The following is a 14223-nucleotide window of genomic DNA, read 5'->3' as shown; positions in this document are numbered from 1 at the left end:
AAGTTCGCTTAGAAATATCTAGGCGGGCTTTTTTGGTATGAGATGATGAAAAAACGAATTTTAATTATTATATTTACCTTAATTATTTGTATTGGAATCGGGACTTTTATCCGAAATAGGCAAGAAAGTAATCATAATGCACCGAATAATAGCAGTAGCCAAGTTGACAAAGGCTTAACTATAGAGCTTACAGACCAGCAGATAGGCATATTAGTGGGGCTTGAAATTTATCCGGATTGGGTGAAGGAACAACTGCGTAATAGTAATCTAATTTATGGTGTAGTTAAACCAGGAGATACTGTTCCGACTGGAGTTAAAGATTATAGTTATTTAGTTGCGTCGGATAAAACAGCATCGCCAATTATCTTTTTCAACGCGCATGATAATCAGTCGGTTACGATTAAATATGCTGACCATGACGGCAACCAGCTCCATGTTAAAGAAGTGACTGAAAAAGACCTTGTCCAAAAATTTTATCGTACGAGGGAGCAAAAGAAACAGGTTAATAATGATGTTAGCTTATTACGAACGGAGTAAGGAAAATTAAGAAAGGATAAAGTTGCATTTTATAAAAAACTATCGCCTGTTATAATATTCAAATTAAAGGAGGAAACTGCGATGACAATCTACGGTCCATATGATGAGATTTTGCCCGAAATTTTGTCGCTGACAACTGAACGTATTAAGCAACTAAATCAACAGGCAGTTTATAATAAACAGCCTAAACTTTATGAGCATTTAATTGCGCGGGTAAAGACACCTGAAAGTATGACAGAAAAGTGCGAACGCAAGGGCTATCCAGTCAGTACAGAATCAGCCTTGCGCAAGTGTCGAGATGCAGTTGGTGTACGGATTGTGTGTAATTTTATTAGTGACATTGACCGGTGCCTTGAACAATTACGGCAAGCTGATTGGTGTCAAATCATTAAAGAAAAAGATTATATAACAAATGCAAAGCCCAATGGTTACCGCAGCTATCATGTAATTATTGATGAAACTGCACCATATCGCGATATTGACGGGAATCAGCCCGGACATTTTTATGTTGAGATTCAATTGCGAACCATTGCGATGGATTCATGGGCAAGTCTTGAACATGAAATGAAATATAAGCACAACATTGCTAATCCAGAGCGAATTGGACGTGAATTAAAGCGATGCGCTGACCAGTTAGCCTCTTGTGATGTTCAGATGCAAACGATTCGTCAATTGATTAATTCAAGTGCGGGAGAGGACGATTAAAATGCGAATATTAGTGGCAGAAGATGAACAGCAGTTAGCAAAAGTCTTAAAAACTGCAATGACTGCGAGTGGTTACCAAGTTGATGTTGTCAATAACGGTCAAGCAGCAGTTGATAGTGCAAAGCAAAATGCCTATGATGTGATTATTTTAGATATTATGATGCCGGTGAAGACAGGGCTAGAAGCATTGGCGGAGATTAGGGCCGCGGGAAACCGAACCTATGTAATGATGCTGACGGCGATGGGTGAAGAAGATGACCGTGTTAATGGGCTGGATGCCGGGGCCGATGATTATTTAACAAAGCCGTTCTCCCTAAAGGAATTATTAGCCCGTTTAAGGTCACGACAACGCCGCGATGACGATTATGAGAATGGTATTCTTGAATTTGGTGACCTAACTCTTGATGGTAACGATCAGTCATTGCAGAGCCATAATTCAATTAGTCTCACGAATAAAGAAAACAGGCTATTACAATACTTTATTTTAAACGCGGGTAAGGAACTTTCCGTCAATGAACTGCTAAGCCATGGATGGGACGAAGAAGAACAGGCGGACCAAGAGGATTTATGGATTAATGTTTGTTACTTACGGCAGAAGTTGCAGGCAATCCAATCAAAAGTCACAATTACAGGAAAAAAAGAAGGACCATTTATGATTGCTCGTTAGGAGGAACACACAATGATTCAACGTTTTCGTTATAAATTTATTGCCCTTTCAACTTCGGCGTTAGTCTTTGTGATTCTAACTATCGTCGGCAGCCTGTGTGCTTTCACTTATTATCGGGCACATAAGGAAGTTCAAAGTGTTTTAACGATTCTGGTTAATAATGATGGACAGATTCCACGAAAAGGCGTTCAGGTGGATTCTTACAACCAACCACAGTTTTCGCGAGAGGGGCTGCACCAATATCGTTACTTTACGGTTATCACTGGTCAAGATAATAAAATTAGTGAAATTCAAGATGATCAAATCGCAACGATTAGTCCTCGCGATGCGCGAATTATGACTAACCGAGTCGTAAAAAAGAAGATTAAAACAGGCCAAATCTACTATCATGGGGTAACCTATGCGTATAAGACCCGCCAAACGCGTGGGCAGCAGGTTATTGTCTTCCTTGATGAGACCTTGTTAATGGCACGAACGAGATCGTTGATGCATACAGGGTTAATTTTGGGGCTGGTAGTTCTTATTCTCTATACAATCGTCCTAACCCTCTATTCTAAACGGGCAATTCAGCCAATTATCCAGGCGGAACAGCGACAAAAAGAATTCATTACTAACGCAAGCCACGAGTTAAAAACCCCGTTAACGGTAATCTCAGCCAATAATGAAATGCAAGAGATTATTGGTGGTGAAAATGAATGGACTACCAGTACGCGGCAGCAGGTTGAGCGTTTGACGAAACTGATTAATAATCTTGTATCACTTGCTCGAATGCAGGAACAGCCGACAACCACAATGGTACCGGTTAACGTTAGTAAAGTTGCACGGGAAGCTGCTGGAAGCTTTAAGAGTGTGATATCGGCTGGTCAAAAACAATTTAAGGTTAAAATAAAGGATGATCTGATTGTTAATGCGGATGAAAATTATTTACGGGAACTGATTAATATTCTATTGGATAATGCGAATAAGTATTGTGATCCTAATGGAGAGGTAGATTTGACAGTTGCGCAGGCAAATTATGGTCGGAATATCGTGCTTAGGGTCGCCAATAGCTATCAAGACGGGCAAAAGATTGACGTGAAAAAATTATTCAATCGATTTTATCGGGTTGATGAATCCCATACTCAGGGTAAGAAATCCGGTTTTGGAATTGGCTTATCGATGGCAGAGTATATTGTGAAGATGTTTAAAGGAAAAATCACGGCTAAATATGCTGATGGGAAATTAGCGTTTAACGTAACACTTAAAGAGGCAGGAAAGTAAGATGAAGCATTGGCGCGCTCAATTAGGAATATATGCAATTCTTTGGAGTCTGATAATCGGAATGGTGACAGCAGGCTACTTAAACTTAGTGAACTGGGTAATTGATTTTATCTGGGCAGATTACCTGCAACATATGGGCAATATAAAAATTTGGTACCCATTTGTAGTTTGCGTCCCGCTAGGTTTCTTAATTGGCTATTTAAATAAGAAATGGGGCAACTATCCATTAACGATTGAAGAAGTTCTTACTAGTGTCCGCCTTAAGGGAAATGTCGACTATCATAAATGGTGGAAATCTTTCCTATTAGGGTTACTAGTTCTTGGTGCGGGTGGTAGTGTCGGTCCAGAGGCTTCCACAACGGTCTTAACTAGCGGTATGATAAATTGGCTTGGCGATCGTTTGCGATGGTCAAAATTTATGTCTCAACAATCGGCTGTTAATGTTTGGCGAGATAAAATGACCGCACAACAATTAGCATCTGCTCCACGGTTTAATGAATTATTTCATAGTAGACGAGAACGGATATTGTCCGTGTCCTTGCTCGTTATTATTGGAATAGTGGGAGCAGCAATTATCTTTAAAATGTTTCCTGAAGAAGGCGTCTTTGGCATTCACCACCGCCAAATTAATTGGCAATGGATTAACGTATTAACGGCAGTTCCAGCTTTTCTCGTCGGTTGTGCTTTTGGCAGGCTATTTGTTCGTTGTGAAAATTGGTCGGCCTTAATTGTTGATACTAAGCTTGGAAAGGTTTGGCAAGGCGGAATCTTTGGTTTGGTGTTAGCTCTTAGTTCATTGCTCACAGGTGACATTTTATTTTCTGGAGAATTTCGGATTGTTCCTTTTACTCACGAAGCATTTGGACTTTCGATTTCGTTCTTGTTAATAATTGCTTTGGTTAAGGCTATTATGACAAATCTTGGCTTTGCTATGGGGTGGCGAGGCGGAACAATTTTTCCTGCCATTTTCGCTAGTGTGGCAGTCGGCGTTGCTTGTGCGATGGCCCTGCCAGGCGATATGCATATAAACGCGGTTGTTGTTTTAGCAGCTAGTTTAACTGTCATTTTAGAAAAGCCAATATTAACAATTATTGTTTTAGTTTTATTAATCGCGATTGAACTTGCTCCAGTAGTGGTTGTTGTCTGCTTTTTGACTGGCTTTTTAATTAAGAAAATCCCCCCAATTAGGTGAGTTATATTAATAATTTTTAGTATTATAGCTGCCTAGTAGTGAGATGTTGCCATTAAAGTTATTTAAATTTCGTCTTTTTAATATCTAGTTGTTTATATGAGAAAATCACTGTATATTTATTAGAAAATAATTAGAGAGATGAGAATTTAAATAGGAGGCGAATAAGATGTTTAGCCGAATTGGGCAATTAATCTTTGATAACGAGGCAGTCGCTAAGACGTCTGATTTTACAATGGGATTGGAAATTGAAATGCAACGGGTTGATGAGGATGGCAATTTGAGCCAAGAGCCGTATCCTTCTGCTATTGGGGATGAGAAGACTAATCCGTGGATTACTAATGACTTCCTTGAAACAATGGCGGAGATGGTAACCCCGTCTGCTCAACATGCGCTTGATGCGATGCACTACTTATATGTGATCAATAATACCTTGCGATCCGCATTAGCACCTGGTGAGTTATTGTGGCCGATGTCGATGCCGCCACGATTGCCAAAAGATAAGACAAAATTACGGTTGGCGAAGATGGGACCTAAAAAAGAAGCTTATTTGAAAGAATGGGCTAAACGACATGGCTACTCTCAGGGAACACCCTGTGGAGCGCATATTAATCTTAGTATCGATACTCACGTGGTTGAGATGGTGTTAGAGGCATTCCCAGAACGATTTAAAAATGAGCGGGAAGTCCGTAACTATCTTTATACTGTTTTAGCACAAGGATTTGTTCGCTATCGCTGGCTGCTCACATACCTTTATGGGGCAAGCCCGCTAGTTGAAGAAAATTACTTTGAGCCAGGTAAAGGGTTGCCTCATCCTATTCGGAGTGTGCGGCAAAGTAAATATGGCTTTGGAACTAAATTTACTGGTGATTTTACTAATCTTGATCGATACATTGCCCGTATTGAAGAAGGGGTAAAAGCGGGAATTCTAACATCTGATTATGAATTTCATGGTCCTGTACGGTTTAAAGGCAATGCAGATTTGAAAAAGCTCCCAGAACAGGGAATTGAATACTTAGAACTGCGGATGCTGGATCTTGACCCTAGTAGTTCAGTTGGGGTGCGAACAGGTACCCTGCGCTTTATTAGGTTGTTAGCAAGTTACTTTATTATGCATCCGCCGTTGAAGGAAAATGAAGTTGAAGATATCTTATTAAATGCTGATAAGATGAATGAAACGGTTGCTGAAGAAAATCCGCAAGAGGTATGTCAATATCAAGCAAAGGCGCGGGCAATCTTGAAGAGTCTTGAACGGTACGCAAACCAAATCCAACTTGGTCCAGAATACTCTGAAATTCTTGAAGACTTAGAAGACCGTGTTGAGAACCCATATACGACTCCTAGTGCAAAGCTGCTCAATTATGTTAAAGATGGTTCGTTAACTGAGTATGCATTGCGACGGGCAAAACGGTATCAACGTGCAGCCCAAGAAACAATTCATCCATTTAAGGGCTTTGAAGATGGACACATTTATACTGCTGATGAGCTTCGGCAAGAATTAACCCGGTAATGACAATATTATTGCATAGAAGAACCCCAGTGCTCGGGCAAAACCGAACGCTGGGGTTCTTTTTTATGCATTTTTAATGGCTGATTGCGTTCTTCTTTAACCTATTTAGAAGATCGCGTAATTAGGTCAGCGAAAATAGCGCGTGAATAGTCGTAATGCTTAAACATATTTTCTGGATGCCATTGAACTGCTAGAATCTGATCTGAACCAGTAGTTTCAACAGCTTCAGGAATTTGGTCATCAGCCCACGCAGTTACATGGAGGGGAGACGCAATTTGATTGAGTGCTTGGTGGTGGCGTGAATTTACGTACGGACGGGCACCGACAAGCTTAAATAATCGGCTTGTCTTATCTGTATTAACGTGGTGTGATGGAAAGTTTCCAGGAGCGTCTTGTGAATGCTTAAGTGTCGGGTGCGGCTCTTCTGAGAGATCCTGATAAAGGGTTCCCCCCAGAGCCACATTAAGTACCTGCATACCACGGCAGATTCCCATTATTGGTTTTCCCGCTTCAAATGATGCTTTGGCAAGACTGACCTCAAATTGATCACGCTTCAGATAAGTTGGTCCGAGCTTTTGATGAGGCTCTTCATCAAAAAAGGTTGGATCAACATCGCTACCCCCGGCAAAAATAATGCCGTCAAAAAGGTTGAGGTAACTTGATGCCAACTCGGAGTCAACACTTGGTAAAATTACTGGTAGCCCTCCCGACTTAATTATCGCTTCGATTAAAGGACGGGGTGCAAATGCTGCATTCCGTTCGTTAATGATATTAGTTGCCTCGGTTAATGTGTCTGCAGGAATAGCAATTCGTGGTCGCATAATTCTCCTCCTTAGTTAATTTTAATAATATTATAATCAAATCATAATTTGACGAAAATAGCAAACTGAATTTTAAAGCTAAAAAAGATATAATAGAAGATGAAAGAAGGGATACAATGCTTGAATTAACTAATATTAACTCAACCTTTAATCTAAATAATGGCGTAAAGATTCCATGTGTTGGCTATGGGACCTTCCGAACTCCCGCAGATGTTGCTGAAAAAGCAGTTAAAGAAGCGATTGCAACCGGGTATCGTCATATTGATACCGCTGCTGTATATGGTAACGAAGAAGCGGTTGGAAAGGGAATAAAAGACTCAGGAATCAACCGCCAGGACCTGTTTGTTACAAGTAAGCTATGGAACACTAATCGAGGCTATGAAGAGACTAAGAAGGCCTTTCAAGAAACGCTGGACCGTCTCCAGATGAATTACCTTGACCTTTATTTGATTCACTGGCCTGCTAATCAAAAGCAATTTGGTGATGAAGCTGCGAAAATTAATGCAGAAACCTGGCGAGCAATGGAAGACCTTTATAATGAAGGTAAGATTCGGGCAATTGGCTTGAGTAATTTTATGCCGCACCACATTGTTGAATTAATGAAGACGGCTAAAGTTGCTCCGGCGGTTGACCAGATTGAAGTTCACCCAGGCTGGCCCCATACTGAGGAGATTAAATACTTACAAGCGCATAATATCCTCGTTGAAGCTTGGGCACCACTTGGCGGTCAGGGAGCAGAAGTGATGAGCAACCCGACACTTTTGCAAATTGCTGATAAATATCAAAAGACCGCGGCTCAAATTTGCTTGCGTTGGATTTTACAGCAAGGTGTATTACCATTGCCAAAATCCGTTCATAAGGAACGAATGGTAAGTAACCAGCAGATTTTTGACTTTGAACTAACCGATGAAGAAATGCGGAAGATTAGTCTATTGCCAAACCTTGGTGGTCAGTGCGCTGATCCCGATGATGTCGACTTTTAAGGGGAAATACTATAATGGAGTTCATCAAGACTAACCCAAATATTGACTTATATGAAAATGTAGTTGAGACTACGAGCCAAGTAGTTACTCATCTCGTGATTCCACGTGGTAAAGAGATAGCAGAACATCATGCCCCGTACGATGTAATTGTTGTGCCGATAAAGGGAGCAGTTATTTTTGGCGATGTTGCTGGTAATCGCGAAGAAAAGCTTGTTCCTGGCGATCTTGTAAAAATGAAACCTAATGAACATCATTATTTAAAAGCAGTTGAAGATGCTGAAGTGATCGTAATTAAATCTAAACTAGCATAAAAACAAGCCGATTCCGTGTTTTCTAACGGGAAAGGCTTTTTTGATTGGCTTTTTAAGGTATAATTTTCTTGACTATTTTTAAGGGAGTAGAGTAATGAAGAATGCCTATCGTGCGTTTAAACAGTATTCCCGTCAGTTTAGAAATAACTGGCTTGAATACCTGATGTTATTTGGTGGTCTTGATTTAGTTAATCAGTTTGCGGTGATTCCATTTTTTCGGTGGATAACGACTTTTGTATTGCAAGCAGGGGAGATCCCTTTTGTTTCATATCAGAACATTATTATTATTTTAACGAAGCATCCATTAGTTGTTATTAGCCTAGTCGTTGAGTTGGCGTGCCTGCTGATTATTGTTTATGGTGAATTTATGCTCCTTCTTACTGGTTTTCGTGAAATTGGGTTGCCTGATTTTCGATGGCGCCAGATATTTAAGGAGACGCGTAAAACGATGTCCTTGCTGAACCTAGGCTCATTAATTTTATTGTTGGGATATTTCCTATTAGTAATTCCGTTTGCGGATATTATTTTTCGCACGCCGTTATTGGCAAAGATCCAGATCCCCCGGTTTATTATTGATTATTTGATGCGGAATGGATGGTTAATTAGCGGCTTGTTATTGTTCTATATAGCAATGTTCACGCTAGGGATTCGCTTGATTTTAACGATGCCGTTAATGGCTTACCAGCACCTTCGCTTAAGAGTAGCGATTCATCGTAGCTGGCAAATGACGAGTAATTTACGATGGGCGGCGCTTCTTGGTAAAATTGTCTTTGTAACGATTATTACCAGTGCTTTTACGATGTGTTTCTATATATTAATTTATCTGCTTCAAGTAGGATTAGATTTATTACCCGGGAAATTTCCCCTCTTTACTGCGATCTTTAATTTATCGATATTGCAGTTAGGGGGCGAATTGCTCGCAGTGTGGGCTGGAACAGTGGTTCTACTGGTAGTTGTTAATCCGTTAACGAGAATAAGTGAACTTGCAACTGCTTCTGAACACCCATCACGGGGTTTACTGGAAATATTTACCTTGATGCTCCTCGTGATTGGCTTGGCAACTGTTGCTAATAATACTTTTTACTTGCTAGGTCATGGGGTAAAAAGGCCGATTACGATCTCACACCGGGGCGTTGCCGAAGAAAATGGCGTTCAAAATACAATTCCGGCAATGGAAAAAACGATAAAATTAAAACCGGATTACATCGAAATGGACCTACACGAAACGAAGGACCATCAATTTGTAGTAATGCATGATGAAAATCTCAAGGAACTTGCTGGTGTAAATAAAACTCCGCATGAGCTAACGTTAAAACAATTAACTAATTTAACGGTTCGCGAAAACGGTCATTATGCTAAAATTGCAAGCTTTGATCAGTATTTAGCGGTGGCGGAAAAACATCACCAAAAATTACTAATCGAAATAAAAACTACTCCTCATGATTCAAAACAAATGCTTCAAAACTTTAACGCGCGTTATGGTAAACGGATTTTACGAGACCATGACCAAGTTCATTCGCTTGATTATAGCGTGGTAACAGGACTGAAGAAAATAAATCCGCGGTTAACTGTTTTGTATATTCAACCTTATAATTTTGGAAGTCCGCAGGGAGCTGCCGATGGGTATTCAATGGAATATTCAACGCTGAACCAGGACTTTATTACCCAAGCGCATTGGCAGCGACAGCCAGTATATGCGTGGACAGTTAATGAATCGGGAATTATGAAGCAGGTTATGTATAATCACGTTGATGGTATTATTACGGATAATCTTGGCGAATTAAACGCAACAATTAAGGAATTTACGAAAAAGCAGAGTTATGCTAATAGAATCTTAAATTATATTATTATCCTTCCGACAACTAGTGGGATTGAGCCGTAAAAAAACTTCCGCCGTTGACTTTAAGTCAATGGTGGAAGCTTTTTGTTTATCCTAAATTATGTTTTTTGAGTTGTCTCATAACCACTAGGGCAACGAGGCCGCCAATCATTCCTTGGATAAAGTTTGAACCTAAACTCAAGAAACCAGTAATTACATGATACATGACAGTGTTGCAGATGAAGTAAATGGCAATCATAATAATTGTTCCGGCTAAAATCGCTACCCATTTACCCCAAACAGTATTACCGTATTTCTTATATATCCAACCGCTAATAAATCCTTCTAAACCATGGGCTGCAAAAGAAAATAAAGCATCTTGCGGGAATCCTGAAATAAGATCGAGAAACATCCCGCCGAATCCGCCAACAATGGTTCCTGCTCCCGGACCAAGAAGCATTGCAGCAATAAATACTCCCGCATCGCATAAATTAACGTTACCATGAGTCCAAGGGATCGGAAAAAGAAAGAACCGCCCTAGGACAATTGTAAGTGCAAGAAGCATTGCGCCAATGATCGATCGCCGCAATCGAAAAGTTGATTCCATATTAAGACTCCTTTTTATGAGTTATGAGTAATTTTACAGTAATTAATAAAATTTTTCAGATAAAATTTTGGCTGCTTATTTATCTGTTGATCTTCTAAATTATTTATTTAAAACTTGACGTTAATATAATTTAATATTTAAACATTGTAATAAAGGCGATAATTGATTTTCTTCCGATAAACAATATTCCTATTTTATATATTGATAAAAATAATATTCCATGTATAATTAATTGTGAAAATTAGAACATGATATGAGGTGTACTTTATGAAGGTTATTATTGTTGGTTGTACACACGCGGGAACAATCACCGCAACACAGATTTTACAAAATCATCCAGAAACTGAAGTAACAATTTATGAGCGTAATGATAATGTTTCATTCCTTTCATGCGGGATTGCCGTATACTTGAGCGGTGATGTAGGTGACCCAGATGCAATGTTCTATTCTAGTCCTGCACAACTTGCCGAGATGGGAGCAACAGTTAACATGCAGCATAATGTTACTGATATTGATCCCAAGACAAAAACGGTAACAGTGACGGACCTTGTGACAGTTGAGACAAAGACCGACCACTATGATAAATTAGTTGATACAACTGGTTCCTGGCCAGTAATTCCACCAATTGAAGGTGTTGATGGTCCGCACGTTTATCTCTGCAAGAACTACCATCACGCAAAGGAACTCTTCAATGTAGCTAAAGATGCTCAACGGATCGTTGTCATTGGTGGAGGATATATTGGTGTTGAATTAGTAGAAGCCTACACACGCCAAAATAAGGATGTCACATTAATCGATGGCTCGCCACGGATGCTCCATAAGTACTTTGATCATGAGTATACTGATCGGATCCAAAAAGAATTTACTGATCATGGAGCGCACTTTGCGTTTGGTCAACGAGTAACCGGTTTTGAAAATCATGAAGACGGGGTTACTGTAAAAACCGATAAGGGAAGTTACGATGCTGATATCGCTGTCCTATGTGTTGGGTTCCGTCCAAATACTGACTTGCTAAAAGGCAAAGTTGAGATGCATGAAAACGGAGCAATCGTTACTAACGAATACATGCAATCATCAGATCCAGATATTTATGCTGCTGGGGATTCAACATCCGTTCATTATAATCCAACTGGTAAAGATGCTTATATCCCATTGGCCACTAATGCAATTCGGCAAGGAACGATTGTTGGAACGAACTTATTTGGCAATACCATGCGCGATATGGGAACTCAATCTAGCTCTGGATTAAACCTATATGGTACGACAATGGTTTCGTCTGGTTTAACTTTAGAAAATGCTAAAGAAGCAGGATTTGATGCTGCCGCCGTTACAATTGAAGATAACTACCGGCCAGAATTTATGCCAACAACGACGCCTGTGTTAATGACATTAGTTTGGGATAAGAAGACCCGTCAAATTCTTGGCGGACAATTTATGAGTAAGCATGATGTATCTCAATCTGCCAATATTATCTCGTTATGTGTTCAAGATAAGCACACAATTGATTATTTAGCATTTGTCGATATGCTTTTCCAACCACACTTTGACCGGCCATTTAACTATGTAAATATTCTTGGTCAGGCAGCGGTTAAGAAACAAGCTGAACTAAGTAAATAATTACCTTCGTGGAACTAAGAGATTACCGTTAAGGGTAACTGCTCTTAGTTCTTTTTTTATTAAAAGTGAAAAAACAAATTTTTTACGTATATATATTATAGAGGCCTCGCAAAATAGAACTTGAAGGAACTTATAATATGGATAGACAAAGATTAATTTCTTATGCGCGGAAAAAGTGGCAGGAAATGACGATTACTAGTGACCCGATGTTTGGGATGGTGATGGAGAATAAGGAGATTTGTCTAGGACTAATTAACCGTGCATTGCCGAAACTAAAAGCAAGAAAGATTATGCATTTAGTAACGCAGAAAGATGTTAATGTAGTGGCAGCGCATCGGGTACGATTTGACGTATTTGTTCAAGATGACCAGAATAATACGGTGGTAATTGAGATGCAGGTCAATAACAGGAAAAACCTTCCTGCCCGCTTGCGTTATTATCAGGAACAAGTTGACCATAGTTTGTTACGTGCGGGAGCAGATTATCGATTACTGGATAAATATCCGACCTACGTGATTATGTTTTGTGATTTTGACTATTTTGGTCGCGGATGGGCACGGTATGAATTTAAGATGAGTTGCACTCGTGATCATAAGTTAAAGTTTAGCGATAATCGAACAATAGTGGTATTTAACGCTTTGGCAAAAGAGTTTAAAAATGATGAAAAACCAATCAAAGATTTTCTTGCCTTAATGCGTGATCAAGGTGACAATAAAGATAGGTTTATAGCGCAGATTCAAAGAGAAGTTGATAAGGTCAAACAAGATCCGGAAAGGAGACAGGGCTTTATGAAGTACGAGATGTTAATGATGGATGCTAGACGTGAAGGACTTGAAGAGGGACGAGCAGAAGGACTTAAAAAAGGTCATGAAAAAGGACGTGCAGAGGGCATAAAGATTGGGGAGGCTAGAGTACGTGATAAAGGAATCAACACTCTCATTAAAAACCTGCAAGAATTAAATGTTAACCAAAGCATGATAAAACAACGAGTCAAGGATAGCTATGACCTAAGCGATGAGGAATTAGCAAAATATTTTGATTAACTAGGGTGAGCAGGCTCGCTGCAATGACTTTGTTTTTAGTTAGATAAGATATTAAAAAACGACTTATATTTACTCAATTAATGCAAATATAAGTCGTTATTTGTTAGAAGTCACCATTCATAATTGAATCTTTCACAATCATATAATCTACTTTACGAATAGCTTCGAGATCACGACCGCCAGAGTATGAAATAGAGGACTGTAGATCTTCTTGCATTTCGGTTAAAGTATCTTTAATTGAACCGCGATATGGGACGAGCATTTGTTTTCCTTCGACGTTACGGTATGCGCCCTTTTGAACTTCAGATGCAGAGCCCCAGTATTGTTTATACTTTTTCCCATCGATATTAATAACATGACCAGGAGATTCCAAGTGACCAGCGAGCAATGAGCCGATCATGACCATTGAAGCCCCGAAACGAACGGATTTAGCGATGTCGCCATTATGTCTAATTCCGCCATCTGCAATGATTGGTTTACGAGCAGCCTTTGCACACCAGCGAATTGCAGATAATTGCCAGCCTCCAGTACCAAAACCAGTCTTTAACTTGGTAATACATGCCTTACCAGGACCGACTCCGACCTTAGTTGCATCTGCACCGGCATTCTCGAGATCACGGACAGCTTCAGGAGTTGCAACGTTACCTGCAGTGACGAAAGTATCAGGAAGCTGTTCTTTAATGTATTTAATCATTTTAATTACAAAATCAGAATGACCATGGGCAACATCAATTGTGATATATTCTGGAATTAATTGTTCGGATTTTAGCTGATCAATAAATTTGTATTCATTATCTTTTATTCCAACAGAAATCGAAGCATACAAGCCTCTATCATGCATTGCCTTAATGAATGCTGCCCGTTTATCCGGTTCAAAACGATGCATGACATAATAATAACCATTTTGGGCAAGCCAAATAGCTAGATCCTCGTCAATAACACTCTCCATATTAGCAGGAACAACAGGGATTTTGAATGTGCGCGGACCGAACTTCACACTTGTATCAGCCTCTTTACGACTCTTAATTACACATTTATTAGGCACCAATTGAATATCATCATAATCAAATGTTCTCATTAGGGCAGCAGCTCCTTTTCAAAAATTACCGTAATCATTATGCATTAAAATATGATGTGCGTCAACAAAAGAGCGT

Annotated in this window: 14 protein-coding genes; 11 read left to right on the top strand and 3 right to left on the bottom strand. The window is 39.6% G+C overall.

The genetic code is table 11. The features are described from left to right. Positions 1-42 precede the first annotated feature (42 nt). The 6 genes from IEU90_RS00240 to IEU90_RS00215 all read left to right on the top strand — a co-directional run bounded on the left by IEU90_RS00240 (position 43) and on the right by IEU90_RS00215 (position 5868). Positions 43-537 (top strand): Lreu_0056 family protein, encoded by a 495-nt coding sequence (locus IEU90_RS00240; RefSeq protein WP_188357563.1) that lies wholly within the window; start codon positions 43-45, stop codon positions 535-537. An 81-nt stretch (positions 538-618) separates the two neighbouring features. Beyond that, the gene (locus IEU90_RS00235) at positions 619-1242 is read left to right on the top strand and encodes a GTP pyrophosphokinase (RefSeq protein ID WP_153709471.1); all 624 of its coding nucleotides are present in this window, start codon (positions 619-621) and stop codon (positions 1240-1242) included. A 1-nt stretch (position 1243) separates the two neighbouring features. Continuing rightward, positions 1244-1909, top strand: coding sequence for a response regulator transcription factor (locus IEU90_RS00230; protein WP_153709472.1), 666 nt, complete (start codon positions 1244-1246; stop codon positions 1907-1909). 12 nt (positions 1910-1921) lie between these two features. Further along, positions 1922-3169, top strand: a complete 1248-nt coding sequence (locus IEU90_RS00225; protein WP_153709473.1) for a sensor histidine kinase — start codon at positions 1922-1924, stop codon at positions 3167-3169. Between the two features lies 1 nt (position 3170). Next, positions 3171-4361: a chloride channel protein gene (locus tag IEU90_RS00220; protein ID WP_153709474.1), complete on the top strand. Its 1191-nt coding sequence runs from the start codon at positions 3171-3173 to the stop codon at positions 4359-4361. A gap of 166 nt (positions 4362-4527) precedes the next feature. Further along, on the top strand, positions 4528-5868 hold the full coding sequence (locus IEU90_RS00215; RefSeq protein ID WP_153709475.1) for a glutamate--cysteine ligase: 1341 nt from the start codon (positions 4528-4530) through the stop codon (positions 5866-5868). 101 nt (positions 5869-5969) lie between these two features. Here the strand turns inward: IEU90_RS00215 and IEU90_RS00210 are convergent, their stop codons facing one another. Beyond that, entirely contained in the window at positions 5970-6689 is a 720-nt protein-coding gene (locus IEU90_RS00210) for a gamma-glutamyl-gamma-aminobutyrate hydrolase family protein (protein ID WP_153709476.1), read from the bottom strand. Positions 6690-6805: 116 nt separating this feature from the next. Between IEU90_RS00210 and IEU90_RS00205 the strand changes: the two genes are divergently transcribed. The 3 genes from IEU90_RS00205 to IEU90_RS00195 all read left to right on the top strand — a co-directional run bounded on the left by IEU90_RS00205 (position 6806) and on the right by IEU90_RS00195 (position 9865). Then, entirely contained in the window at positions 6806-7672 is an 867-nt protein-coding gene (locus IEU90_RS00205) for an aldo/keto reductase (RefSeq protein WP_188357562.1), read from the top strand. Between the two features lie 14 nt (positions 7673-7686). After that, the gene (locus tag IEU90_RS00200) at positions 7687-7983 is read left to right on the top strand and encodes a cupin domain-containing protein (protein WP_153709478.1); all 297 of its coding nucleotides are present in this window, start codon (positions 7687-7689) and stop codon (positions 7981-7983) included. Positions 7984-8077: 94 nt separating this feature from the next. Next, positions 8078-9865 (top strand): glycerophosphoryl diester phosphodiesterase membrane domain-containing protein, encoded by a 1788-nt coding sequence (locus IEU90_RS00195; RefSeq protein ID WP_188357561.1) that lies wholly within the window; start codon positions 8078-8080, stop codon positions 9863-9865. A gap of 46 nt (positions 9866-9911) precedes the next feature. Here IEU90_RS00195 and IEU90_RS00190 read toward each other — a convergent pair whose 3' ends face one another. Further along, positions 9912-10409, bottom strand: a complete 498-nt coding sequence (locus tag IEU90_RS00190; RefSeq protein ID WP_153709480.1) for an ECF transporter S component — start codon at positions 10407-10409, stop codon at positions 9912-9914. Between the two features lie 267 nt (positions 10410-10676). Between IEU90_RS00190 and IEU90_RS00185 the strand changes: the two genes are divergently transcribed. Continuing rightward, entirely contained in the window at positions 10677-12026 is a 1350-nt protein-coding gene (locus IEU90_RS00185) for an FAD-dependent oxidoreductase (RefSeq protein WP_153709481.1), read from the top strand. Between the two features lie 137 nt (positions 12027-12163). Continuing rightward, a complete protein-coding gene (locus tag IEU90_RS00180) occupies positions 12164-13069 on the top strand; it encodes an Rpn family recombination-promoting nuclease/putative transposase (RefSeq protein ID WP_225431249.1) in 906 nt (301 codons plus the stop codon). Positions 13070-13172: 103 nt separating this feature from the next. Here IEU90_RS00180 and IEU90_RS00175 read toward each other — a convergent pair whose 3' ends face one another. After that, positions 13173-14147, bottom strand: coding sequence for a GMP reductase (locus IEU90_RS00175; RefSeq protein ID WP_153709482.1), 975 nt, complete (start codon positions 14145-14147; stop codon positions 13173-13175). Positions 14148-14223 lie beyond the last annotated feature (76 nt).

The organism is Limosilactobacillus caviae, from assembly GCF_014635905.1.
In the GTDB taxonomy this organism is placed as follows: Bacteria; Bacillota; Bacilli; order Lactobacillales; family Lactobacillaceae; genus Limosilactobacillus; species Limosilactobacillus caviae.
This window is presented reverse-complemented; position numbering and strand designations above follow the sequence as displayed.